This is a genomic window from Streptomyces sp. SudanB52_2052, from assembly GCF_964272415.1.
Classification (GTDB): Bacteria; Actinomycetota; Actinomycetes; order Streptomycetales; family Streptomycetaceae; genus Streptomyces; species Streptomyces olindensis.
On record NZ_OZ186796.1, the window covers coordinates 8,451,677 to 8,474,119 of the forward strand.

Sequence of the window (22,443 nt, forward strand, 5' to 3'; positions counted from 1 at the left end):
CACCATGAAGATCTCCGTCGACCATCCACGCTGCGAAGGCCACGGCCTGTGCGCCGACCAGGCCCCCGACATCTTCAGCCTGGACGACGACGCCGAACTCACCTACCACTTCGAGGGCACCGACGTCCCCGAGGAGCATCAGCCCGCCGCCCGCGCGGCCGTCAATGCCTGCCCGGTCGCCGCCCTGCGAGTCCTGTCGTGACCGCACCGCGCTCGGTGCTCGTCGTCGGCGAGTCACTCGCCGGCACCACCGCCGCCCGCCACCTGCGCACCCTCGGCCACACCGGACCCCTCACGATCATCGGTGCAGAAGAACACGGCGCCTACTCGCGCCCGCCCCTGTCCAAAGCCGTCTTGAAAGACCCGGCCGCCGACGACACCCTCGGCCTGGCCCTCGACGGTCTCCACGCCGACGTCATCCGCTCGCCCGCCGTCACCGCCGACACCCGGCACCGCACCGTCACAACCGCCGACGGCCGCCAGGTCGGCTACGACGCGCTGATCATCGCCACCGGCGCGGGCGCCCGGCGCCTCGCCGCCCCCGGGCAGCGGGGCGAACTCGTCCTGCGCACCCTCGACGACGCCCGCCAACTCCGCGCCCGCCTGGCCCGCGCCGGCTCGGCGATCGTGGTCGGCGCCGGCTTCCTGGGCATGGAGGTGGCCAGCGCCTGCGCCGCCCGCGGCATCCCGGTCACCGTCGTGGACGCCGACCGCCCGCTGGAACGCATCCTCGGCGACCACCTGTCCGCCGAGATCACCGCACGCGCCGCAGCACACGGCATCCGCTTCATACAGGCCACCGGCTTCGCCACCCTGACCGGCGACCCCGTGAGCGGCGTGGCGCTGCCGGACGGCACCGAGCTCACCGCGGACCTGGTGGTCACCTGCGCCGGAGAAGTGCCCTGCACCGGCTGGCTGACAGGGACGGGCCTCGCCGACCGCCTCGGCGTCGGCATCGACCATGCCTGCGCCACCACCGTCCCCGGCGTGTTCGCCGCCGGCGACGTCACCTACCTCCGCGGCGACGGCACACGGCCCGACCGGCGTGCGCCCTTCTGGTCCAACGCCGTCGCCCAGGGCAGGACCGCGGCGGCCTCCGCCCTCGGTCTCGCCGCGCCGGGGCCACCGCAGGACGACTACTTCTGGACCGAGGTCGCCGGTCTCACCGTCAAGATCGTCGACCGTCTGCCGCTCCTCGGCGAACCCACCACGGTGCAGGGCAGCGTGGCCGACGGACGCGCACTGCTGACCTGGACCCATGCCGACGGAACGTCGACGGCGGTCGCCTACGGAATGCGCAAACCGGTCGCCGCGCTACGGGCCTTGGCCGCCACGTCTTTGCCGCCGTCACCGTGACGGCGGCAGATGAGCGTCGCGACGTAAGGAAGCCACGGGGCACGGGCATCACCGGGGTGCTCTCCCGCGCCGCACCGGCTGGTCAACCCGGGCTCTTGTACGAGCCCGACGTGATCGAGTGCCACGCCTCCCTCGGCGCGCCGAACGCTGCGCGCCGAGGCCCGGACAGCCCGACAGTTCCCCCTCCTCCTTCCAGAGAGCCGCGCGTCATCATGTACATCCAAGACCGTCCGTCCGGTTCCAGAACACCGGAAGCAGCCACTGACCACCTTGCTCTGGAGCACCTGCGAAGGACCTCGGGGCGGCTCAGGGTCCGCCTGCTCGTGCTCAACCTGGCCGCTACGGTCCGCCATCCGAGCCGGTGGTCGTCTCGCTCACCGAATTGCTGGGAGTGGTCGGACACCGCCACCACCCTGGGCCCGTACCTGGTCACCGCCGACGAACTGGAGGAGCACCGCGACGCGGACGGCTTCCTGCGCCTGGCACTGACCGCAGAGATCAACGGCGAGGTGGTCGGCGAAGACCTGCTGTCCAACATGAGCTGGACCTTCGAGGAGATGGTCGCCTACGCCTCGCGGGGAACATGGGTGCGCCCCGGCGACGTGCTCGGCTCGGGCACCTGCGGCAACGGCGGCTGCCTCGCCGAGCTGTGGGGCGTACGGGGCCGGCAGGACCCGCCGCCGCTCAAGCCCGGCGACACGGTCACACTCACCGTCGAGGGCATCGGCGCCGTCTCCAACACCGTGGTGACAGGGCCAGCCCCGGTGCCGGTCCCGGTCGCCCGGCGCCGCCCCCGGGAGCGGCCGTGAGCGACCTTCGGTCCCGGAGACTCCTCGGCAAGCTCGTGGTCGTCACTGGCGCGGCCCGTGGCCAGGGTGCCGCCGAGGTCGAGACGCTGACCCGTGAGGGCGCCCGCGTCATCGCCACCGACGCGACCGAGGCGCTCGGTTGCCGCCGCCTCGATGTCACCAGCGAGAAGGACTGGGCGCGGCTCGCCGCCGAACTACGGGAGGCCTACGGACAGGTGCACGGCCTGGTCAACAACGCGGGCGTCACCTGGCGCGCCCGCATCGACGACGTACGCCCCGAAGACATGGCCCGCGTCCACGCCGTCAACGTCACCGGTCCCCTCCTGGGCATCCAGCACCTGCTTCCGCTGATGCGCGCGGGCGCGTCGATCGTGAACGTCGGTTCGTCCGCGGCGCTGACCGCCCACTACCCGGTCGCCTACACCGCCAGCAAATGGGCGCTGCGCGGACTGTCGAAGACCGCCGCCATGGAACTCGGGCCGCGCGGCATCCGCGTGAACACCATCCACCCCGGCTTCATCGAGACGGAGATGACCGCCTCCGCCGCGCCCGCGTTCCGCGAGGCGAACCTCCGGGGGACGCCCCTCGGCCGCACCGGAACGGTCGACGACGTCACCCCGCTCGTCGCCTTCCTCCTCTCCGACGACGCGTCCTTCATCACCGGCGCGGAGATCCCGGTCGACGGCGGCCTGACCGCGCACGGCGGCGCCAAACCGATCTCGGACGCCCTGCGCGGGGACGCCTGAACCCGGGCCCAAGTCGAGGCAACGCGCGGAAATTCCCTCGCGCTGTGAGGCGAACTGACTGAGACTCGCCCCATGGCTGACATGGGGGCGTTCCGGGACGCGGTCACCGCGTGGGCGGCGGGTGGCCCGGAGGCCCCCGCGTACGAACTGGCCGCGCGGCTGCCCGTCCGGACGGTCGTGCTGCTCGAAGGACTGAGCGACGTCGCGGCGGTCGACGCGCTCGCGGAGAGGCGCGGCCGCGACCTGGCGGCGGAAGGCGTCTGCGTCCTGTCGATCGGCGGTGCGATGAGCGTCGGTCGCTACGCCCGGCTTCTCGGTTCACCCGGTCTGGGTCTCCGCCTCACGGGGCTGTGCGACGAGGCGGAGCGTCCCTACTACGCCCGCGGCTTCGAACGGGCCGGTGCGGCGCCCCAAGGCTTCTTCGTCTGCGCGGCCGACCTGGAGGACGAGCTCATCCGCGCGCTCGGCGTGCCACGGGTGGCGGAACTCGTCCGGGAGCAGGGCGACCTGCGTCCTCTGCGCACCTTCCTGCGCCAGCCGGCCCAGCAGGGCCGCGCCGCGGAGCAGCAGTTCAGGCGCTTCCTCGGAACGAAGAAGGGACGCAAGATCCACTACGGCCGTGTCCTCGTCGAGGCGCTCGACCCCGACCGCGTTCCCGCCCCACTCGGCGACCTGCTCTGCAGCCTCTGAAGACCGACGGGCCGAGTCCGAACTTCCGGCCGGCATGGAGCGTTGTACCGAACGCGGGAGATCGCACACACGACACAGCCAGGGGGTTTGCCGTGACGGACATGACGGCCGCGGTCGAATCGGTGGAGCAGCTCTGCACGGGCTGGCGCGCCATGGTGCTCGACCGGGACGAGAACGCGGACGTGCGGGACCTCCCGGGCATCGCCGTCCGCTGGGCCGACTGCCGCTTCGCGTTCTGGAACGCGGTGACACTGACCGACGTCGGCGCGGACAGGGCATTACTCGAACAGCGCCTCGGCCAAGTGGCGGACATCATGCACTCCAAGGAACAGCCCGGTTTCCTGTGGCTCTTCGAGGATCTGCTCGCGGACGACGCACGCGCGGCGCTGGCCGAGGCGACGGAGCGCGCGGGCCTGGCCTACGCCTTCCCCGGCACGGGCATGGCCGGCGACCTGCTGCCGATCCCGGAGCCACACCATCCCGACCTGACGTTCGAGCGGGTCGCCACCGACGAACAGCTGCGGGCCTACGCGGACATCAATGCGCGCGCCTACGGCTTCCCCCTGGAGGAGGCCCGCGACGGCATCGCGGGCTCCACGCTGTGGAAGAAGGAGGTGTACGCCTACCTGGCCCTGCGGGACGGCGCGCCGGTCGCCTGCGCGGCGACGGTCGAGGCGGAGGGCCGCCTGTTCGTCGTGCTCGTCGCCACCGAGCCGGACGCGCAGCGCCGGGGATACGGCGAGGCCGTGACCCGCAAGGCGCTGTACGAGGGCGCCCGCGCCACCGGACTGACCCGCGCCACCCTGCACGCGACCGCCGCCGGGGCACCCGTCTATCCGCGGATCGGCTTCGAGCCGAACACCCCGATGCGCTTCTACTCACTGGTCGGCTGAGGGGCCGAGCCGCACGCACCGTGCCGACGGCCGGAGGCCCATCACCTGTCAGGATGGTGACAAAGGGCGTGGCCGGCTCCGTGTGCGAGGCTGGTTCCGCTTGGACATACGCCGACATACGCCGAGAGAAAGGTGGCGCGCCATGAGCGACGTCGAGGAGAGGGCGCTGCTGGCGGGTGGCTGCTTCTGGGGCATGCAGGAGCTGATCCGGTCGCTCCCCGGGGTACTGCGCACCCGGGTGGGCTACAGCGGCGACGACGACAAGCCCCGCCCCACCTACCGTGACCACGGCAAGCACGCGGAGTCGATCGAGATCGTCTTCGATCCCACGGCCACCGACTACCGCACGATCCTGGAGTACTTCTTCCAGATCCACGACCCGACCACGAAGAACCGGCAGGGCAACGACATAGGCCTCAGCTACCGCTCCGCCATCTTCTACCTCGACGAGGAACAGCGCCGCGTCGCCCAGGAGACCATCGCCGATGTCGAGGCGTCCGGGCTGTGGCCGGGGTCGGTGGTCACCGAGGTCGTACCGGCCGGCCCGTTCTGGGAGGCCGAACCGGAGCACCAGGACTACCTCCAGCGCTACCCGGACGGCTACACCTGCCACTTCCCGCGCCCGAACTGGCGACTGCCCAAGCGCGAGGAGTCCTGATCATCGGGCGAGGGCGGTGTCGCCGACACCGCCCTCGCCCGATGACGCCCTGCCCGTTCAGCGCTTCGCCGCGGCGGGCGCCGACTTCTTGCGTGCGCGGTAGGCGGCCGCCTTGAACCTGTTGCCGCAGGACGCCATGCCGCACCACTGCCGCCGCATGCCCCGGGACCGGTCGAGGTAGACCCGCGTGCACTCGGGGTTGCCGCACTCCTTCATCAGCGGGACGTCCGGGCCGCCGAGCAGCTCCACCGCCTGCCGGGCGACGGTGGCCAGGGCCTGCTCCGGGGTCGCGTCGGTGTGCCGGCCCGTCCTGGTGAGCTGCGGGGTCACCGGTGTCCTGCGTGCGGCGGCGTTGACCACGGCGAGCGCCTCCCGGTCGTACTCCTCACCGAGGCGGCGGTTCGTGACGAGGCGGTAGACGGCCTCGCGCACGGTGATCGCCTCCCGGACGTCGTCCTCCCCGCCGGGGGTGATCGCGTCCACGAGTCCGGACTCCAGGTACCAGGCGTTCAGCCGCTCCGGCGTCACGAACAGCTCGGACCGCGTCGAGCGACGGGCACCGAGCGTGGCCGCGAAGTCGAGGGCCGGGTGTCCGCACACGAAGACATGGTCACGATGCACATCACCATCCTGACTAGTGACCGCGGTGTGCCGCAAGGAGCGTCACGGCCGCGCCCGCGCCCCCGTCTGCCGTCGCTCGCGTGCCGGACCGCCGGCGCGTGCGGCTGCGGTCACCCCAGCGGTGCTCCAGGCGCAGTTCGCGGCCCCGCCACCGCCGCCGCAGCCAGCGGTCGTGGCTCGCGACCACGATCGCGCCCGGGCCGGTGCCCAGTGCCGCCTCCAGCTCGTCGCACAGGCGCGGCGAGAGGTGGTTGGTGGGCTCGTCGAGCAGCAGCAGGTGCGGCGGGCGGGCCACCAGGAGTGCCAGGGCCAGCCGCCGGCGCTGCCCCACGGACAGGTGCTCGACCGGTTTGCCCAGGTCCGCCTCGTGCATCAGGCCCAGTGAGCCGAGCGGCACCTTCTCCGCCCGCTCCGGGCCGAGCGACAGCTCGTAGGTGTCGCTGACCGTACGGTCGGGCCGTTCGAACTCGGTGTCCTGGGTGAGCAGCCCCACCGTCAGCCGGCGGCGCCGGCGCACCTCGCCCTCGGCGGGGAGGCGCCCGGCGAGCACGGCGAGCAGGGTGGACTTGCCCGCCCCGTTGCCGCCCGTGACCAGCAGCCGGTCGGTCGCCGCGATCTCCAGGGCGTCCAGTGCGAGCCGGCCGGGGACCCGTACGTCCCGCAGGGCCACCAGCGGCTGCGGTGCCTCCTCCGCCCGCGCCGCCAGATCCCCGGCCGCGAAGCGCAGCGGGCGCGGCGGCTCGGGAACCTGGGCGCGCTCCAGTTCCTCCAGGCGCCGGCTGGCGTTGCGGACGCGGCGGGAGATCTGGCTCTGCACCCGGCCCCCTCGGTGGCCGTAGCCCATCTTCTCGTTGTCGCGCGGCCCGCGGTCCGGGGCGACCCGGCGCGCGGTCACCCCCGCCGAGCGGCGCAGGTGCTCAAGCTCCTGCTGCTCCTCGGCGTACCGCCGCTCCCAGCGCTCCCGCTCGGTGCGCTTTTCGGACAGGTAGGCGCTGTAGTCGCCGCCGTAGCGGACCGGGCCGTCCACCGCCGGATCCAGGTCGATCACATCGGTGCAGACGGCGTCGAGGAAGGCCCGGTCGTGGCTGGCGAGCACCACGGCCCCGGGCAGGCCGCGGAGCTGCTCCTCCAGGAAGGCGGCGGCCTCGTCGTCGAGGTGGTTGGTCGGCTCGTCCAGCAGCAGGGCAGGGGGCCGGCGGACGAGCAGCGCGGCCAGGGCCAGGCGGCCGCGCTGCCCGCCGGAGAGCGAACCGAGGGTGCGGTCGTGTCCGAGCGCGCCGAGGCCCAGGCCGTCCAGGACCAGGGCCGCGCGGCGGTCGGCGTCCCAGGATTGCCGGTCCTGGGCCTGCTCCAGCCGCCTGCCGTAGGCGCCGAGGAGTTCCCGGTGGCGGGGATCGCCCTCGGGGGCGCGGGCGAGCTCCTCGCCGAGCCGGTCCAGCTCCGCGAGGTCCTCGCGGGTCTCGCGGAGCGCCTCGTCCAGTACGGCGGCGATGGTCGCGTCGGCGTCGTACGGCAGCTCCTGGTGGAGGAAGCCGAGGCCGTCGGGGCGGGTGACGCTTCCCGCGTCGGGTGCGTCCACACCGGCGAGCACCCGCAGCAGGGTGGACTTGCCGGCGCCGTTCTCCCCGATCAGGCCGATGCGGTGGCCGGGGGAGGCGGTCAGGCAGACGCCGTCGAGGACGCGTCGGCCGCCCAGGTGGCGGACGAGGTCGTGGGCGAGCAGAGCGGGCCGGGGCATGGGTGTCCTTCCTCCGTGGTCGGGGGTCGGCCCGCCGGGCGTACGGCCTCGGACGCGGGCCACGTGGCACGTCGGCGGCTCACACCGCCGGGGCCCCCGTCTCCTGGAGCGTCCCGTCGGCCAGCCGCAGCCGGCGGTTGATCCCGATCTCGGCGAGGAACCGCTCGTCATGGCTGACCACCATGAAGGCGCCCTGGTAGGAGTCGAGGGCGCTCTCCAACTGGCTCACGCCGACCAGGTCGAGGTTGTTGGTGGGCTCGTCGAGCAGGAGCAGGTGGGGAGCCGGTTCGGCGCACAGCACACAGGCCAGGGTGGCCCGCAGCCGCTCGCCACCGGACAGCACCTCGGCCGGGAGGTGTGCGCGGGCGCCCCGGAAGAGGAAGCGGGCGAGCAGGTTCATCCGCTCCGCCTCGGACCGCTCCGGGGCGTACGCGGCGAAGTTCTCCGCCATGGTCCGGTCCAGGTCCAGCAGGTCCAGGCGCTGTGAAAGATAGGCGATACGGCCGTCATGGCGCCTGATCTCCCCGCTGTCCGGGGTGAGTTCGCCGGTGAGCAGCCGCATGAGGGTGGTCTTGCCGGCGCCGTTGGGCCCGGTCAGGGCGATGCGCTCCGGACCCCGGACGGTCAGGTCCACGCCGTCCTCCGCGAACACCGGCCTGCCGCCGAGGCTGACCTGCATGCCCTGGCCGAGGAAGAGGGTGCGGCCGGCGGGCACCCGGGTGTCGGGCAGGTCCAGGGTGAGCCGCTGCTCCTCGCGCAGCGCGCGTCCGGCCTCGTCGAGCCGGGCCTTGGCCTCACCGACCCGGCCCGCGTGCAACTGCCCGGCGCGGCCCGCGGACTCCTGCGCGCCCCGCTTCATGGTGCCCGCGAAGATCCGGGGCAGTCCGGCGTTCTTGAGGTTGCGGGCGGCGTTGCTCGCGCGGCGCTCGGCACGCTCGCGGGCCTGCTGCATCTCCCGCTTCTCCCGCTTCAGCTCCTGCTCGGCGTTGCGGACGTTCTTCTCGGCGACCTCCTGCTCGGCGCGCACGGCCTCCTCGTACGCGGTGAAGTTCCCGCCGTGGAAGCGCAGTTCACCACGCCCGAGTTCGGCGATGCGGTCCATGCGGTCGAGCAGCGCGCGGTCGTGGCTGACCAGGAGCAGACAGCCGTTGAAGTCCGACAGCACGTCGTAGAGCCGGTGCCGGGCCTCCAGGTCGAGGTTGTTGGTGGGCTCGTCGAGCAGCAACACGTCGGGGCGCTTCAGCAGTTGGGCGGCGAGTCCGAGGGAGACGACCTGGCCGCCGCTGAGGGTGTCCAGACGGCGGTCCAGAGCGAGGCCGGTGAGACCGAGACGGTCGAGCTGGGCGCGGGTGCGCTCCTCGATGTCCCAGTCGTCGCCGATGACGGTGAAGTGCTCCTCGTCGACGTCCCCGGACTCGACGGCGTCCAGCGCGCGGATCACTTCCGCGACGCCGAGCACCTCGGCGACGGTGAGCTCGCCGGTGAACGGCAGGCTCTGCGGGAGGTGGCCCAGGGTGCCGTTGACGGCCAACGAGCCGCTGGCGGGCTTGAGTTCACCGGCGATCAGTCCGAGCAGTGTGCTCTTGCCGGAGCCGTTGGGGGCGACCAGGCCGGTACGGCCGGCGGTGACGGTGAAGGACAGGTCGTCGAAGACCGGGGTGTCGTCCGGCCAGACGAAGGAGAGGTTCGAGCAGACGATGGCGGCATCGGACATGGAGGCGACCTCGAAGGAACTGAGGGCAGACAGAGCTCTGCCCCGGCAGACGGGTGAAAAAGGGGTACGACGAACCGGCCACGTCGGCGGCGCTCCTCAGCGCGTCCGGTGGCCGTCAGATCCGGATCTCACCCGGAGATGTCGTCTTCACCCACCACGTCTGTGATTCCTCGGTGCATGGTCAATGCCGCCAACAGCTTAGCAACGGGCCTCGGCGTATGGCCGAAGGGTTCAGGACATTCGTACCCGGGCCGTCAGCCGACGCGGTAGCGCACCGGGAGGGACAGCACGCCGCGGATGATCCCGGAACCGATCCAGCCGAGAGAGTCGACCGGGGCGGCGAGTGCGAGTTCCGGGACACGGGACAGCAGGGTGCGCAGGGCGATGTCCGTCTCCAGCCGGGCGAGAGGCGCGCCCAGGCAGTAGTGGATGCCGTGCCCGAAGGCGAGATGACGGGCGCCCGGCCGCGTCACGTCAAGACCGGCGGGGTCGTCCCCCGTGGCCTGCGGGGCGTCGTGCCCGGCCGAGCCGAGAGCGACGACGATCATGCTCCCCCGGGGGATCGGCACGCCGCCCAACTCCAGGTCCTGCGACGCGTAGCGGCTGGTGGAGCGTTCGACCGAGGTGTCGTGGCGCAGGAACTCCTCCACCGCGCCGGGCATCAGCCCGGGCCGCTCACGCAGCAGCTCCAGCTGGTCCGGGTGCCGCAGCAGGGCCAGCAGGGCGTTGCCCAGCAGGTTCACCGTGCTTTCGTGGCCGGCGACGACCAGCATCATGGCCGTCCCCACGAGTTCCTCCTCGGAGAGCCGGCCGTCCTCCTCGTCGCGCACGGCGACCAGGGCGGACAGCAGGTCGTCCTGGGGGTGCCGGCGCTTGGCGGCGATCAGGTCGGCCAGCAGCCCGTGCAGGCCGGCCAGCGCCGGACGGTGCTCGGGTGAGGCCACCCGGAGCGCCAGTCCCGACCAACGGCGGAAGTCGAGGTGGTGCTCCCGCGGGATGCCGAGGAGTTCGGCGATGACCGTGGCGGGCAGTGGGGCGTTGAAGGCCTCGACGAGGTCGACCTCGCCCGACGGTGGCAGCGCGTCGATCAGGTCGTGGGCGATCTGCTCGATGCGCGGTGCCAGATCGGCGGTGCGCCGGGGCGTGAAGGCGGCCGACGCCAGCCGGCGCAGCCGGGTGTGCTCGGGCGGGTCGGCCTCCAACATCTGCGCCCCGAGGCCCACCTTGGGCTGGTGGAGGACGTAGCCGGCGGCGGCCAGGGCCTCGGCGGCGGGCGTGGCGTCCTTGCGTAAGGCGGGGTGGGTCAGCGCCTCCCGCGCCAGGTCGTAGCCGACGACCACCCAGCCCCTCAGACCCAGGTGGAACTCGGCCGGGTGGATGGGGCCCAGCTCCCGCAGCCGGGCGTAACGCGCCGGGGCGTCCGCCTTGAAGGCGGCATCGATGACCACCCTGCCGTCCTGGTAGGGGCATGACTCGTGCAGGCTCATGATCCGTCTCTCCCGGTCCTGGGGTTGGCGGCCGTGCCGGGGGGGGGAGCCCCGGACAGCACGGTGGGGTCGTCGTCGGGTGAACGAGCCGGGGCCCGTGAAGGTTCATGCGTCCGACACGGCCTCGGTCAGGCGGACGGGGGCTCCCCGGGGCGCCGGGCGTACCGCATGACGCAGGTTCAGTAACGGCATGTAGTTACGCTAACCACCCGTCAGGAGCACGGGGTGCGAAAACGGTTGGGCCGAGGCCGGTTGCTCGGCGCCCGGGCAGGGAGGGAAGCGTTGATCGTCTGGGTGAATGGTGCGTTCGGCAGCGGGAAGACCACGCTCGTGGACGAGTTGCGTACCCGTTGGCCCGAGGCGCTGGTCCACGACCCGGAGCTGGTCGGCTACGTGCTGCGGCAGATCGTGGAGGTGCCGACCGGCGACTTCCAGGACCTTCGGCTGTGGCGCAGGCAGGTCGCCGACCTGGCGGTGGGACTGGTCGAGGAGTACGACCGCCCGGTGCTGGTCCCGATGACCTTGGTCGACCCCGGTTACGCCGGTGAGATCTTCGGCGCGTTGAAGGGCGCGGGCATCGAGGTTCACCACTTCTTCCTCAAGGTCTCCCGGCAGGTCCTGGAAGAACGGATCGACGGGCGGAGCTTCACACCGGACGATCCCGCGCGGGACGAACGTGTCCGGCGCTGGTGCAAGGACAGGATCGAACCGTGTCTGGCCGCGGCCGACGCGCTGCCCGCCGACACGACGTTCCTGGACGGCGAGTTGTCTCCGCGGGAGCCGGCCGACCAAGTGCTGTCCCACGTCCGAGCCGGTGCATGATCGTCCGCCGGACGCGCTCGCCGCCCGACCCGGGAACACACGCCCCTCGCGGAAACGCCGAGCCGTCCCCGGTCAGCGGTCCAGTGGGGGCAGCTGGGCCAGGCCCGTGTCGGACATGATGCGGGCGACGGTCTCGTGCAGGGCGCTGTCGGCGCCGATGACGGTCTCGTGGCCGTCGGGCAGCAGGTCGCCTGGGCGGTACCAGTCGCGCAGTTGCGCCTCGGTGACCTCGTCGGCGATGGGCTTGGTGGCATGCCGGGCGAGGGTTTCGTCGAACGGCACGTCCAGGTAGTAGCCGTGGGTCGGGCCGCGGTGGTCGGCGCGCAGCCGGGCGAGCATGTCGCCGTAGCGGTCGGCGTAGAGGAGGCCCTCGACCACGACGTGGTACCCGGCGTCCAGGGCGTAGCGGGCGGTCAGATCGATCAGGCCGATGTTCGCGGCGCCGGGCCGGTCCCGCTCGCGTAGCACGACGCGGCGGAGGTTGTCCTGGCCCACGAGGGCCAGTCCGCGGCCGAACTTCTCGCGGAGACCGGCCGCGACGGACGACTTCCCCGAGGCGCTGTTGCCGCGCAGCACGACCAGCCGGATTTCTTGGGTTCCCACCCTCACGGCGGTCAGGCTACAGACGTCCGTTGACACTGCTTCACGAACGCCCGCAACGCCCCTGGTGCTTCCGGCCTGGACGGGCAACCCCGTCTTCCGGCCGATCCCGGCCGTCGCCATACGGTGCGGCAACAACTCGGCGGGAGCACCCGGCCGCTGAGCGCCGTCATCCGCTGCTCCCCGTCACCCGGTGCGCGCGGCCCGCGCGTCGATCGCGTGGCGGATCGCAGTGAGGAAGGCCCGGATCAGCGGATGCTCCCCGGCCCCGGCGCGCACGGTCGCGAGCACCGTGCGGACATGGCCCGCGGAGCCGTCGAGGAAGAGGCCGGGCGTGCGGTCGAACCACAGCATGTCGGGCAGGAACGCCACCGCGTGGCCCTCCTCGACCAGCCGTGCGTGCACCAGCATGTCCGCGGACACGTGGACGACGTCCGGCTCGAACCCCGCGGCATGGCAGACGCCGGTCGCCCATGCCCGGGCGGGTGTGCCGGCGGGTTCCATCACCCAGGGGTGGTCGGCCAGTTCGGCGAGCGACCCCACGGGGGCGGGCGCCGCCAGCCGCATGGCGTCCTCGCCCAGCAGATGGTGCTCGAACTCCACGTGGCGGGCCGGCCGCGCATGTCCGGGAAAGGTCTCGTCGATCACCAGGTCGAAGTCCCGGGTGAGCAGACCGGGCAGCGAGGTGTCGGGCTCCGCCTGCGTGGCCTTCACCCTGATCCGGGGGTGGTTCTCCCGCAGCCAGGTCAACGCGACGGGCATCAGCGCGAGCATCGCCGTCTGGAAGGCCGCGACCCTGATCACCCCGGAGGTCTCCCGCAGCGACTCCGCGATCTCCGCCTCGGCGCGCTCCAGCTCCCGCAGCGCCTTCTCCGTACGCGCGACGAGGATCTCCGCCTGCGGCGTCAGCCGGACCCCCCGGCCTTCCCGCTCCAGCAGCGGAGCGCCGACTGAGGTGGAGGCCACGATCGGCGGGTACGAGGCCGCGGACCAGGAACGGGACCGCATCGACGCCACCTACGGGCACCTCGCGCGGCTGGTGGGCGGCACGGCGGACGAGATCGCGCTGTTCGACAACTCCACCCACGCTTGGAACGCCGCGTTCTACGCCATGACGTTCAAGCCGGGCGACCGCATCCTCACCGGCCGGGCCGAGTACGGCAGCGGCGTCCTCGCCTACCTGCAGACCGCCCGGCGGACCGGAGCCGAGATCGTCGTCGTCCCGGACGACGAGTCCGGCCGGCTCGACACCACCGCCCTGGCGAACCTGATCGACGACCGCACCAGGCTGGTGGGCCTCACCCATGTCCCCACCAGCGGCGGCCTGGTCAACCCGGCAGCCGAGGTCGGACGTATCACCCGCGCAGCCGGCGTCCCCTTCCTCCTCGACGCCACCCAGTCCGTCGGTCAGTTCCCCGTGGACGTGGCGGAGATCGGCTGCGACATGCTCACCGCCACCGGCCGCAAGTTCCTGCGCGGCCCGCGTGGCACCGGCTTCCTCTGGGTGCGCACCGAGGCACTCGCCTTCCTGGAGCCGCACGTGATCGAGATCGCCGCGGCCACCTGGGACGGCAGGCGCGGATTCACCTGGAACGACGGCGCGCGGCGCTTCGGGACGTGGGAGGCCGGCTACGCCGGCGTCCTGGGCCTGAGCACCGCCGTCCGGCAGGCCCTGCACCTCGGCATGGACGAGATCGGCCGACGCACCCTCGCCCTCGGCGCCCGCCTGCGCGAGCAGTTGGACGCCGTGCCCGGCATCACCACCTACGACCTCGGCCGTCAGCGGTGCGCCATCGTGACCTGCAAGGTCGACACCATGGCGACGGCCGACACCGCGGCCGCCCTCGCCGCGCACGGCATCAACGTCAGCACCACCGACCCCGCGCAGACGCAGTTCGACACCGAGGCCCGGGGCGTCCACCCGCTGCTGCGGCTCTCGCCGCACTACTACAACACCGAGGCCGAGATCGACCGCGCCGTCGAGGTCCTCGCCGACCTCGCAGCCGCCCACCGGCCGCGCCCTCAAAACGGCGCGCCTGAAAGGGTGTAGCTGCCCGCACGCCCCCTCGGAAGGGACTTCTCGGCATGGCCGTCATCCACCACACCACCCTCAAGCCGACCAAGCTGGAACTGCTCACCCCCTGGCTGCCCTCCCGCCCCTGGTACCGCGGTGGCGCGGCCGAACCGGTGCTGGCCAAGGCCGGCGGTTTCCGGCTGGACGATCCGCAGGGCGAGGTCGGGATCGAGTTCATGGTGGTCACCGACACCTCCGCGTCCATGGACTGCTCCGGCTCCCACCCGGCCGCCTACCTGGTGCCGCTGACCTACCGCGGTGCCCCGCTCGACGGCGCGGAACACGCCCTCGTCGGCACCATGGAGCACGGCGTGCTGGGGCAGCGCTGGGCCTACGACGGCTGCCACGACCCCGTGCTGGCGGCCCAGTTGGCGGCGCTGTTCGAGGGGCGGACGCAGGCCCAGGACCAGAACACAAGCGATGCCCTCAACCGGGAGGTCATCGTCTCCTTCACCGGTGACGGCCCCGTCTTCTCCGGCGCGGACTCGGCCCTGTCCGGCACCGACGACCGGGAAGGCACCGAACTGACCACGTCTCACGGTCCGATCCTCCGCCTGCAGCGGGTCCTGCGGCCGGCGCCGGACGACCGGCCTCTCCCGCCGCAGGGAGCGATCGGCCATGTCACCGGTCCCTGGCAGCTGCCGGACGGCACGCGTGCCCGGGGATTGTTCGCCGTCCTGCAACCCGGGCCCCGCGCATAGCCTCGCCGCCTCCGGGGCGCGGCGGCCGACAGTGATGCCCTGCGCCGACGGCCTCCTCCAGGGCCGTCGGCACGGTCCCCGCAGCGCCTTGCGCACGGACCACACCACGGCCACCGGCCGTACGGCCATCACCGCGGGAGACCGTCCGCCGATCGCACCGGACGATCCATGGGCTGGTGTGCCGGACGGCCCATGGGCTGGTGTGCCGGACGGCCCATGGGCTGATTACCGCCCGACGACCCATCGGCTGGTCACGCGGTCGCGTCCAGCTCCAGGTCCTCCAGGACCGTCACCAGCCGGCGCCGGGCGTCGGCGGGCAGGCCGCGCAGGGGCAGCGGCAGGTTCGGTTCGGCGGCGAGGCCCAGCTGCGCGGCGGCCGCCGACACCACCCGCAGGCCCCCGTGCGCGCGGAAGAGCTCCCACAGGGGCTCCAGCCGCGTCGAGCGGGCCAGGGCCCCTTCGGCGTCCCCGCTCCGGGCGGCACGGGTGAGGGCGAGCGCCGTGCGGGGGAACAGGCCCCCGATGACCGAATACCACGTGTCGCAGCCGGCGTTCAGCCCGGGGGCCGCCGACCAGTCGCCGCTCACGCCGACGGCGACGGTCTCCGGGAGCAGCGCCCGCAACGCCGCGACGCGCTGCCGGGCAGCCGCCCGGTCGCCGGGCACCGGCGGGATCTTCACGGCGGCGACGTTCGGCAACCCGGCGATGCGGCCGTGCAGTTCGTCAGTGAAGTCGACGTGCGTGGTGCGGGGGTTGTCGTACACGCACAGCGGCACCGACAGCTCCCGGGTGACGTCCTCGTACAGGCCGAACACCTCGTCCTCGGTGAGCGGCTGGTACGTCATCGGGGCGAGCAGCACCGCGGACGCGCCGGCCTTCTGCGCCTCCTCGGCATGGGCCAGGACCTGCGCGGTCCGCAGCGCCCCGATGCCGGCCATGACCGGCACCCCGTCGGCGGCCTCCACCGCGAGCGCCGTCACGCCCGCTCGTCGATGCCGTCCTCGGTCGTGGGTGTGAGGCGGAAGGCGCTGAGACGGCGGAACATGCAAGGACTCCTCGGGACGACTGCGGTACGGGTCGGCAGGCAGGCTGTCACAGATCCGGGCTCCGCCTTGTCTTTCCGGTGAATCAGCAACCAGCGACGGGAGACAGTGATGAAGATCGTGGTCGTCGGCGGAACGGGGCTCATCGGCTCACAGGTGGTCGCGCGCCTGCGCGACCGTGGTCACACGGCCGTGGCCGCCGCCCCCTCCACGGGCGTCGACACACTCACCGGCGAGGGCCTGGACGCGGCCCTCAAGGGCGCGGAGGTGGTCGTGGACGTCTCGAACTCGCCGTCCTTCGACACCGAGCCGGCCCTGGACTTCTTCACCCGCTCGGCCCGCAACCTGTTCGCCGCGGAGAAGGAGGCCGGCGTCCACCACCACGTCGTGCTGTCCATCGTCGGCGTCGACCGGGTGCCCGGCTACGGCTACTACGAGGCGAAGGTCGCCCAGGAGGACGCCGCGCGCGGCAGCGGGATGCCGTACAGCATCGTCCGCGCCACCCAGTTCTTCGAGTTCATAGCGCCGGTGATGAACATGTCCACGGAGGGCACCGAGGTGCGGCTGCCGTCCACGCGGCTGCGTCCCATCGCCTCCGCCGACGTGGCCGCGGCCGTCGCCGAGGCGGCGCAGGGCGAGCCGTCGAACGGCATCCGCGACATCGCGGGGCCGGAGGTGTACGGGCTGGACCGGCTCGGCGAGATCACCCTGGCGGTCCAGCCGGACGGCCGCACCGTCGTCACCGACGAGACCGCCGGCCTGTTCGCGGGCATGCCCGACGTGCTCACCGGCGACGGGATCGCGCACCTCGCCGCCACCCGCTATGAGGAGTGGCTGAAGCAGAACTGACCCCCGGCTACGGACGGTCGGCGCCCCTGCGCGCCGACCGCTCGTACGCCCGCAGCTTGTCCGGCGCCAGCACCCAGTAGAGCCCGTCGATGCCGTCCGGCCCCGCCGTGGCGCTCACCAGGGCGACGGCGGCCCCGTCCCGGACGAGCAGCAGGCAGGGCTGCCCGTTGGCCTCGACGATGCCGTACTCGGCGCCGGGGAAGAACTTCTGCGCGAAGGCGGTGACCCTGGCCACGCGCTCGGCCCCCACGATCTCCAGCCGGGCCACGCCGCGCAGGCCGTTGCCGTCCGCGTAGGCGACCACGTCGGCCGACAGCACGCTCTCCAGCGCGGCGACGTCGCCGCGCCGAGCGGCGGCGACGAAGGCCTCCAGCAGGCGCCGGTGCTGTGCCGTGTCGACCGGTTCACGGCGCTCGGAGGCCAGGCGTTTGCGGGCCCGGGAGACGATCTGCCGTGTGTTGGCCTGGCTCAGCCGGAGCATGTCCGCGATCTCGTCGTAGGCGTAGTCGAAGGCCTCCCGCAGCACGTACGCCGCCCGCTCCACGGGGTTCAGCCGCTCCAGGACCAGCAGCACGGCCAGCTCCAGCGCCTCGCCGCGCTCCGCGCCGACCTGCGGATCGACGCCGGTGTCCACGGGCTCCGGCAGCCAGGGCCCCACGTAGGCCTCGCGGCGGACCCGCGCCGACCGGGCCACGTTGATCGCCAGCCGGGTGGTGGTCTTCGCCAGGAACGCCCCCGGGTCGAGGATCGCCTCCCGGTCGGCGCCCTGCCAGCGCACCCACACCTCCTGCACCACGTCCTCGGCCTCGGACACGCTGCCCAGGACGCGGTAGGCGATCCCGAACAGCCGCGGCCGCAGCCGCTCGAAGGTGTCCGCGGCCGCGTCCAGCGCGTCGTCGGTGAGGGGCTGGTGCTGGTCCATGCTGCCGATGCCTCCGCGGGTCGACCGTCCTGCCCCCCAGACAGTACGACCCCGCGGGCACCGGCGGCGCTCAGTCCGCGTAGCGGGGCGTCCACTGCGCCTGTGCGACCGCCTCGCGCAGCTCCTCCTCGGTGGCCTGCGGGGCCACGCCGTCCTCCACGGCGGCCAGGGCCGCCGCGAGGGCGATCTCGCGTGCGGACTCCCGCATGCCGGCCAGCGGCGGCAGCAGCGGAACGGGCCCGTCGTCGCCGTCCGCCGCCCGCACCGCGCACCGCGCGACGGCCCGGGCGGCGGCCACCAGCATGCGGTCGGTGACGCGCGTGGCGCGGCTCGCGGTCACCGCGAGGCCCATGGCCGGGAAGACGTACACGTTGTTGGACTGCGCCACCGGCACCTCGCGCCCGTCCACCGTCAGCGGAGGGAAGGGCGAACCGGTGGCGATCAGCGCCCGTCCGTCGGTCCAGCGGGTGAGGTCGGCGGGCTCCGCCTCGGAGTGGGAGGTGGGGTTGGAGAGCGGGAAGACGACGGGCCGTTCGCAGGTCGAGGCCATCTGCCGGACGATCTCCTCGGTGAACGCGCCATGAGCCGTCGACAGGCCGATGAGCGCCGTCGGCTCCACGCGACGCACCACCTCGGCCAGACCGGTCCCTTCCCAGCCGGACACCTCGCCGTCGTCGCGCGCGAACCTCCGCTGCTGCGGTGTCAGTTCGGAGCGCGAGGACACCAGCAGGCCGTCCACGTCGAGGATCCAGAACCGCCGCGTGGCCTCGTCCTCCGACAGTCCCTCGTCGATCATCGCCGTACGGATCATGTCGGCGACGCCGATGGCGGCCGACCCCGCGCCCAGGATCACCAGGCGCTGGTCGGGCAGCGGGGTGCCCGCCACGTCCGCCGCGGTCGACAGGGCGCCGAGCGTGACGGCCGCCGTGCCCTGGATGTCGTCGTTGAAGGTGAGCAGCCGGTCGCGGTAGCGGGCGAGGATCGGATGGGCGTGGGCGGTCGCGAAGTCCTCCCACTGCAGCAGTGTCCCGGGAAGCTCCGCCTCGACGGCCGAGACGAACGCCTCGATCATCTCGTCGTACTCGGCGCCGGTCAGCCTGCGGGCGCGGCGGCCCAGGTAGCGCGGGTTGTCGAGCAGGTCCTCGTTGTCCGTGCCGACGTCCAGCAGGATCGGCAGGGTGCGGGCGGGGTGGATGCCGCCGATCGCCGTGTAGAGGCTGAGCTTGCCGATGGGGATGCCCATGCCGCCGACGCCCTGGTCGCCCAGGCCGAGGATGCGCTGCCCGTCGGTGACGACGATGACGTCCACGTCCTGGTCCGGGTGCGGGCGGTTGCGCAGGATGTCCCGGAAGCGGTGCCGGTCCTCCCAGGTCAGGAACAGCCCCCGGGGCCGTCGGTAGATCTCGCTGAACCGCTGACATGCCTCACCCACCGTCGGGGTGTAGACGACGGGCAGCAGCTCCTCCAGGTGCTCGGTGACCAGACGATGGAAGAGCACCTCGTTGGTGTCCTGGAGCTGCCGCAAATAGATGTGCCGGTTCAGGGGCTTGTCGTAGCTGCGGAACGCCTCATAAGCCCGGGCGACCTGCTCGTCCAGGGTCTCGACGGCGGGTGGCAGGAGGCCGTCGAGACCGAGTGCCTCGCGTTCGCCGCGGCTGAAGGCGGTGCCCTTGTTGACCAGCGGGTCGGCCAGGGTCGTGACGGCGGGGCTCGTGGTGGGGCGGGGGAGGTTCATCGGCTGGTCCATGGGGTGACGTGTTCCCGAGACGCGCCGGAACGTGCGGGTGAGCTGTGCCATCCGGACGAACCGTGTCCCCTCGAGAACGTCCTCCGCCACCGATGAGTTCCACCGCGCCGCCCGGTCTACCCCTCCGTAAGGCATACCGAGCCCCAACATCCCGCAGGAGACAGTGACATGAGTGTGACGACGCCTCAGACCCGGGCCGCACGCGCCGAAGGCCTTCTCTCCGCCCGCCCCGTCTGGCTGGTCGGTGTCCTGGCGACCCTCGCCGGTGCCGTCGTGACGGAGGTGTTCGCGCTCGCCGCACGGGCGGCGGGCGTCCCCATGGAGGCGGCGAGCCCGGGGGCCACTCAGGCCGCGGAGATCCCGGTCGGCGGCTTCTTCGGCGGGGTGGTCTTCTGGTCGGTCGCCGGCGTCGTCCTCGCCGTGGCGCTCGCCCGCTGGGCCCGGCGGCCCGCCCGCACCTTCACGGTGACCACCGTCGCCCTCACCGCGCTGTCCCTCGCCGGGCCGGCCGTCGCCCCACACACCGCCACCTCCACGCAGGTCGTCCTGGCCGTGTCGCACGCAGTGGCCGCCGCGGTGATCATCCCCGTGCTGGCCCGCCGGCTCTCCCACGGGCAGCGGTGACGCCCCCGCCTCTCCGGACCCGGACACCGGCCCGTCGCGCCCCGCCGCCGACGGGCCGTCGTCCTGTGCCCCCCGCCGCGCCCTGACACCCGAAAGGCCCAGTCCCACTCCGCCGGAGGAGGCGACGGTGGGCGAGGACCTTGGCCGTGTCCATGCCGTGCGCCTCCGGAGGAGCGGCTGCCGCGGAACCGCCGGGCGGCTCCGGCTCGATCAGCGACAGCGTGCCCGGCGCGTGGCCCCGGACGGCCGCGTCGACCAGGACGGCCGTGTCGTAGCCGTCGAGCAGTTCGTACGCCAGGTCCATGCCGCGGATGCCGAAGTCCCGCACCCGCACCCCCGGCGGCAGCGGACGGTGGTCCAGGGCGCGGATCACCTCGGGGCCGAAGGCGTCGTCCGCGAGGAAGATGTTGCCGACCCCCGCCACCAGCAGCCGGGCGCTCACCTCGCGCCGTCCCGGGCCGGCGGACGGGCGGAGCCGTGCGGGAGCTTGCGGACGAACGCGGAACGCAGCGCGTGGTACGGAGCCTCGGGGTCGAAGAAGTCGGCGCGCATGCGGGCGAGTTCGGTCCGCCGGTACTCCGCGAGGGGCCGCTGGAGCTCGTCCGCGTGCCGTGCCGTGGCCTTGGTGGTGATCCGACGGGCGAGGTCCGGGTCGCCGGCCACGTCGGCGGCCAGGCGCTCGACCTCCGCGGCGAACTCCGCGCCCGGAACCGGCACCAGACGGTCCACCAGCCCGATCCGCTCGGCGGTCGCCGCGCTCACCGGCAGCGCCTCGCTCGTCAGCCGCTCCGCCGCCTCCGCGCCCACGCGGCGCGGCAGCGAGTACGTCCAGTACTCCGAGCCGTACAGGCCCATGGTCCGGTAGTGCGGGTTGAGGACGCTGCCCGTGCGGCACCACACCTCGTCGGCGGCCAGGGCGAGCATCACGCCGCCGGCCGCCGCGTTGCCCCCGAGGGCCGCCACCACCACCCTGTCGGTGGTGCGCAGCACGGCCTCGACCAGGTCGTTCATGGCGACGAGGTTGGACCAGGACTCGCCCGCCGGGTCGCTCGACGCCTCGATGACGTTGAGGTGGATGCCGTTGGAGAAGAAGTCGCGGGCACCGCCGAGCACCAGCACCGAGGTGCGGCGGGTGAGCGCGTACCGGTAGGCGGCGAGCAGCCTGCGGCAGTGGACGGTGCTCATCGCCCCGCCCGGGAACGAGAAGGAGAGGAAGCCGACGTCCCCCCGCTGCCGGTAGCGGATGTCGGTCCAGGTGGTGCGCTCCGGGGGTAGTTCCAGCGGGACGGCGATCTCGGGCAGCCAGTACGGACGGTCGTACGCACCCGGCATGCCCGGGCCGCTGCCGGGCGGCGCCGGGAAGCCGGCGAGCACCGAGGCGGCCGGGCGGCGGAACGGCGCGGGGTCGCCGGAGCTCTTGCGGGGGCGCAGCTCCGGAATCCACACCGCCCCGTCCCGGGTGGCCCGGCAGACCGCGCCCGCCCGGGTCGCGAGCAGCTCCCCGGGCCGCCCGCGCAGCCGGTCCTCGGGGTGCCCGCCGTGCAGGAACACCTCCCGGCCGCACAGCTCGTCCAGGACGCCCGGCTGCGAATCGGCCCCGCGCAGCTTGCGCAGCACCGTCGCGGTGTCGTCCTGCTCCCAGTCGATCCGCCGCTGCTCCTGGCGGAAGTAGTCCCGCCACACCACGCGGACCTCGGGGTCGCTCTGCGGGCGCGGCTTGAAGGACCCGTCCGCGAACCGCCGCACGGCGAGCAGGACGGCGGCCGTGGCGGCGTCGGACACCTCATTGCGGTACAGGTCGCTCTTGCCGGCCGGCGGCACCGGGAACGTCCCGTCCGCCCAGATGTCGCCCGCGTCCATCGCCGCCTCGGCCTGGAGCACCGTCACGCCCCACTCGGACGCCTCCTCGGCGATCGCCCAGTCCAGGGCGGACGGGCCGCGGTCGCCGGGCGGCCCCGGGTGCACGATCAGGCAGGTGTGCTCCTGCCACACGTCCTCCGGCAGGGCCGACTTCAGCATCGGGGCGACGACCAGCTCCGGGCGCACCTCGCGCACGGCGGCCCGGACCGCGTCGGCGCCGTGCGAGGCGAGGACGACGTCCACCCGGTGCCCCTGGTCCGACAGTTCCGCGTACACGCGCTGGGACAGGCTGTTGAACGCGCTGGCGACGAGCAAGATGTCCATGACATGGCATGGTCGCCCGTGACAGGAGGGCCGCGAAGGACCACCGCGGCGTTTCGCGGCCCTCGTCCGCTTCCGGCGTACTCTCCCGACGGCGCGGTCAGCGGGACGCCCGTGGCCACCGGAGTGCGATGATGGCGCCCAGGCGCGGCCTCAAGGGCGGCGAGC

General features: G+C 73.0%; 22 protein-coding genes and 1 pseudogene. 12 read left to right on the top strand and 11 right to left on the bottom strand.

Annotated elements, in window-relative coordinates; all coding sequences use genetic code 11:
- The first annotated feature begins 4 nt into the window (after window positions 1–4).
- From ACSUPV_RS37950 to msrA, 7 genes and pseudogenes are all read left to right on the top strand, one after another.
- Window positions 5–202, top strand: a complete 198-nt coding sequence (locus tag ACSUPV_RS37950; RefSeq protein WP_359785136.1) for a ferredoxin — start codon at window positions 5–7, stop codon at window positions 200–202.
- Window positions 199–1,356 carry an NAD(P)/FAD-dependent oxidoreductase gene (locus ACSUPV_RS37955; protein ID WP_436949556.1) on the top strand — a complete coding sequence of 386 codons (1,158 nt, stop codon included), beginning with the start codon at window positions 199–201 and terminating at the stop codon, window positions 1,354–1,356. The genes ACSUPV_RS37950 and ACSUPV_RS37955 overlap by 4 nt, the downstream gene beginning before the upstream one ends.
- A gap of 398 nt (window positions 1,357–1,754) precedes the next feature.
- Window positions 1,755–2,165, top strand: a pseudogene (locus ACSUPV_RS37960) (fumarylacetoacetate hydrolase family protein); the annotation flags it as partial.
- Window positions 2,162–2,911 (top strand): SDR family NAD(P)-dependent oxidoreductase, encoded by a 750-nt coding sequence (locus ACSUPV_RS37965; protein WP_359785131.1) that lies wholly within the window; start codon window positions 2,162–2,164, stop codon window positions 2,909–2,911. The pseudogene ACSUPV_RS37960 and the gene ACSUPV_RS37965, both read left to right, overlap by 4 nt.
- 72 nt (window positions 2,912–2,983) lie before the next feature.
- The gene (locus ACSUPV_RS37970; RefSeq protein WP_031119290.1) at window positions 2,984–3,601 is read left to right on the top strand and encodes a TOPRIM nucleotidyl transferase/hydrolase domain-containing protein; all 618 of its coding nucleotides are present in this window, start codon (window positions 2,984–2,986) and stop codon (window positions 3,599–3,601) included.
- A 101-nt stretch (window positions 3,602–3,702) separates the two neighbouring features.
- Window positions 3,703–4,494, top strand: a complete 792-nt coding sequence (locus ACSUPV_RS37975; protein ID WP_435850349.1) for a GNAT family N-acetyltransferase — start codon at window positions 3,703–3,705, stop codon at window positions 4,492–4,494.
- Between the two features lie 142 nt (window positions 4,495–4,636).
- Window positions 4,637–5,152, top strand: a complete 516-nt coding sequence (gene msrA / locus ACSUPV_RS37980) for a peptide-methionine (S)-S-oxide reductase MsrA (RefSeq protein ID WP_359766535.1) — start codon at window positions 4,637–4,639, stop codon at window positions 5,150–5,152.
- 57 nt (window positions 5,153–5,209) lie between these two features.
- On the opposite strand, the gene ACSUPV_RS37985 is transcribed toward msrA, so the two are convergent.
- From ACSUPV_RS37985 to ACSUPV_RS38000, 4 genes are all read right to left on the bottom strand, one after another.
- Window positions 5,210–5,773: a CGNR zinc finger domain-containing protein gene (locus tag ACSUPV_RS37985; protein ID WP_436949557.1), complete on the bottom strand. Its 564-nt coding sequence runs from the start codon at window positions 5,771–5,773 to the stop codon at window positions 5,210–5,212.
- A 13-nt stretch (window positions 5,774–5,786) separates the two neighbouring features.
- The gene (locus ACSUPV_RS37990) at window positions 5,787–7,511 is read right to left on the bottom strand and encodes an ABC-F family ATP-binding cassette domain-containing protein (protein ID WP_436949558.1); all 1,725 of its coding nucleotides are present in this window, start codon (window positions 7,509–7,511) and stop codon (window positions 5,787–5,789) included.
- Window positions 7,512–7,590: 79 nt separating this feature from the next.
- The gene (locus ACSUPV_RS37995) at window positions 7,591–9,225 is read right to left on the bottom strand and encodes an ABC-F family ATP-binding cassette domain-containing protein (protein ID WP_436949559.1); all 1,635 of its coding nucleotides are present in this window, start codon (window positions 9,223–9,225) and stop codon (window positions 7,591–7,593) included.
- Window positions 9,226–9,479: 254 nt separating this feature from the next.
- On the bottom strand, window positions 9,480–10,712 hold the full coding sequence (locus tag ACSUPV_RS38000; protein WP_436949560.1) for a cytochrome P450 family protein: 1,233 nt from the start codon (window positions 10,710–10,712) through the stop codon (window positions 9,480–9,482).
- A gap of 282 nt (window positions 10,713–10,994) precedes the next feature.
- Between ACSUPV_RS38000 and ACSUPV_RS38005 the strand changes: the two genes are divergently transcribed.
- On the top strand, window positions 10,995–11,534 hold the full coding sequence (locus ACSUPV_RS38005) for an AAA family ATPase (protein ID WP_436949561.1): 540 nt from the start codon (window positions 10,995–10,997) through the stop codon (window positions 11,532–11,534).
- A gap of 72 nt (window positions 11,535–11,606) precedes the next feature.
- On the opposite strand, the gene ACSUPV_RS38010 is transcribed toward ACSUPV_RS38005, so the two are convergent.
- Window positions 11,607–12,152: an AAA family ATPase gene (locus ACSUPV_RS38010; RefSeq protein ID WP_436949984.1), complete on the bottom strand. Its 546-nt coding sequence runs from the start codon at window positions 12,150–12,152 to the stop codon at window positions 11,607–11,609.
- 168 nt (window positions 12,153–12,320) lie between these two features.
- Window positions 12,321–13,100, bottom strand: a complete 780-nt coding sequence (locus tag ACSUPV_RS38015) for a LysR substrate-binding domain-containing protein (protein WP_436949562.1) — start codon at window positions 13,098–13,100, stop codon at window positions 12,321–12,323.
- Between ACSUPV_RS38015 and ACSUPV_RS38020 the strand changes: the two genes are divergently transcribed.
- Window positions 13,090–14,184: an aminotransferase class V-fold PLP-dependent enzyme gene (locus ACSUPV_RS38020; protein ID WP_436949563.1), complete on the top strand. Its 1,095-nt coding sequence runs from the start codon at window positions 13,090–13,092 to the stop codon at window positions 14,182–14,184. The two genes, ACSUPV_RS38015 and ACSUPV_RS38020, sit on opposite strands and share 11 nt — an antisense overlap.
- Before the next feature lie 35 nt (window positions 14,185–14,219).
- Window positions 14,220–14,909 carry a maltokinase N-terminal cap-like domain-containing protein gene (locus ACSUPV_RS38025; protein WP_436949564.1) on the top strand — a complete coding sequence of 230 codons (690 nt, stop codon included), beginning with the start codon at window positions 14,220–14,222 and terminating at the stop codon, window positions 14,907–14,909.
- Window positions 14,910–15,160: 251 nt separating this feature from the next.
- Here the strand turns inward: ACSUPV_RS38025 and ACSUPV_RS38030 are convergent, their stop codons facing one another.
- On the bottom strand, window positions 15,161–15,889 hold the full coding sequence (locus ACSUPV_RS38030) for a dihydrodipicolinate synthase family protein (RefSeq protein ID WP_436949565.1): 729 nt from the start codon (window positions 15,887–15,889) through the stop codon (window positions 15,161–15,163).
- Window positions 15,890–16,063: 174 nt separating this feature from the next.
- Here ACSUPV_RS38030 and ACSUPV_RS38035 point away from each other — a divergent pair, with 174 nt between their 5' ends.
- Window positions 16,064–16,801 (top strand): SDR family oxidoreductase, encoded by a 738-nt coding sequence (locus ACSUPV_RS38035; protein WP_436949566.1) that lies wholly within the window; start codon window positions 16,064–16,066, stop codon window positions 16,799–16,801.
- 7 nt (window positions 16,802–16,808) lie between these two features.
- Here the strand turns inward: ACSUPV_RS38035 and ACSUPV_RS38040 are convergent, their stop codons facing one another.
- Window positions 16,809–17,723, bottom strand: coding sequence for an RNA polymerase sigma-70 factor (locus ACSUPV_RS38040; RefSeq protein WP_436949567.1), 915 nt, complete (start codon window positions 17,721–17,723; stop codon window positions 16,809–16,811).
- A gap of 70 nt (window positions 17,724–17,793) precedes the next feature.
- Window positions 17,794–19,470: an NAD-dependent malic enzyme gene (locus ACSUPV_RS38045; protein ID WP_078650619.1), complete on the bottom strand. Its 1,677-nt coding sequence runs from the start codon at window positions 19,468–19,470 to the stop codon at window positions 17,794–17,796.
- 168 nt (window positions 19,471–19,638) lie between these two features.
- Here ACSUPV_RS38045 and ACSUPV_RS38050 point away from each other — a divergent pair, with 168 nt between their 5' ends.
- Window positions 19,639–20,094 carry a DUF6069 family protein gene (locus tag ACSUPV_RS38050; RefSeq protein WP_382611614.1) on the top strand — a complete coding sequence of 152 codons (456 nt, stop codon included), beginning with the start codon at window positions 19,639–19,641 and terminating at the stop codon, window positions 20,092–20,094.
- Here the strand turns inward: ACSUPV_RS38050 and ACSUPV_RS38055 are convergent.
- Both ACSUPV_RS38055 and ACSUPV_RS38060 read right to left on the bottom strand, forming a co-directional pair.
- Window positions 20,051–20,536 carry a hydrogenase maturation protease gene (locus tag ACSUPV_RS38055; RefSeq protein WP_078650620.1) on the bottom strand — a complete coding sequence of 162 codons (486 nt, stop codon included), beginning with the start codon at window positions 20,534–20,536 and terminating at the stop codon, window positions 20,051–20,053. The genes ACSUPV_RS38050 and ACSUPV_RS38055 overlap by 44 nt on opposite strands.
- On the bottom strand, window positions 20,533–22,278 hold the full coding sequence (locus ACSUPV_RS38060) for a hydrogenase maturation protein (RefSeq protein WP_436949568.1): 1,746 nt from the start codon (window positions 22,276–22,278) through the stop codon (window positions 20,533–20,535). Before ACSUPV_RS38060 ends, ACSUPV_RS38055 begins: the two co-directional genes overlap by 4 nt.
- Between the last annotated feature and the right edge of the window lie 165 nt (window positions 22,279–22,443).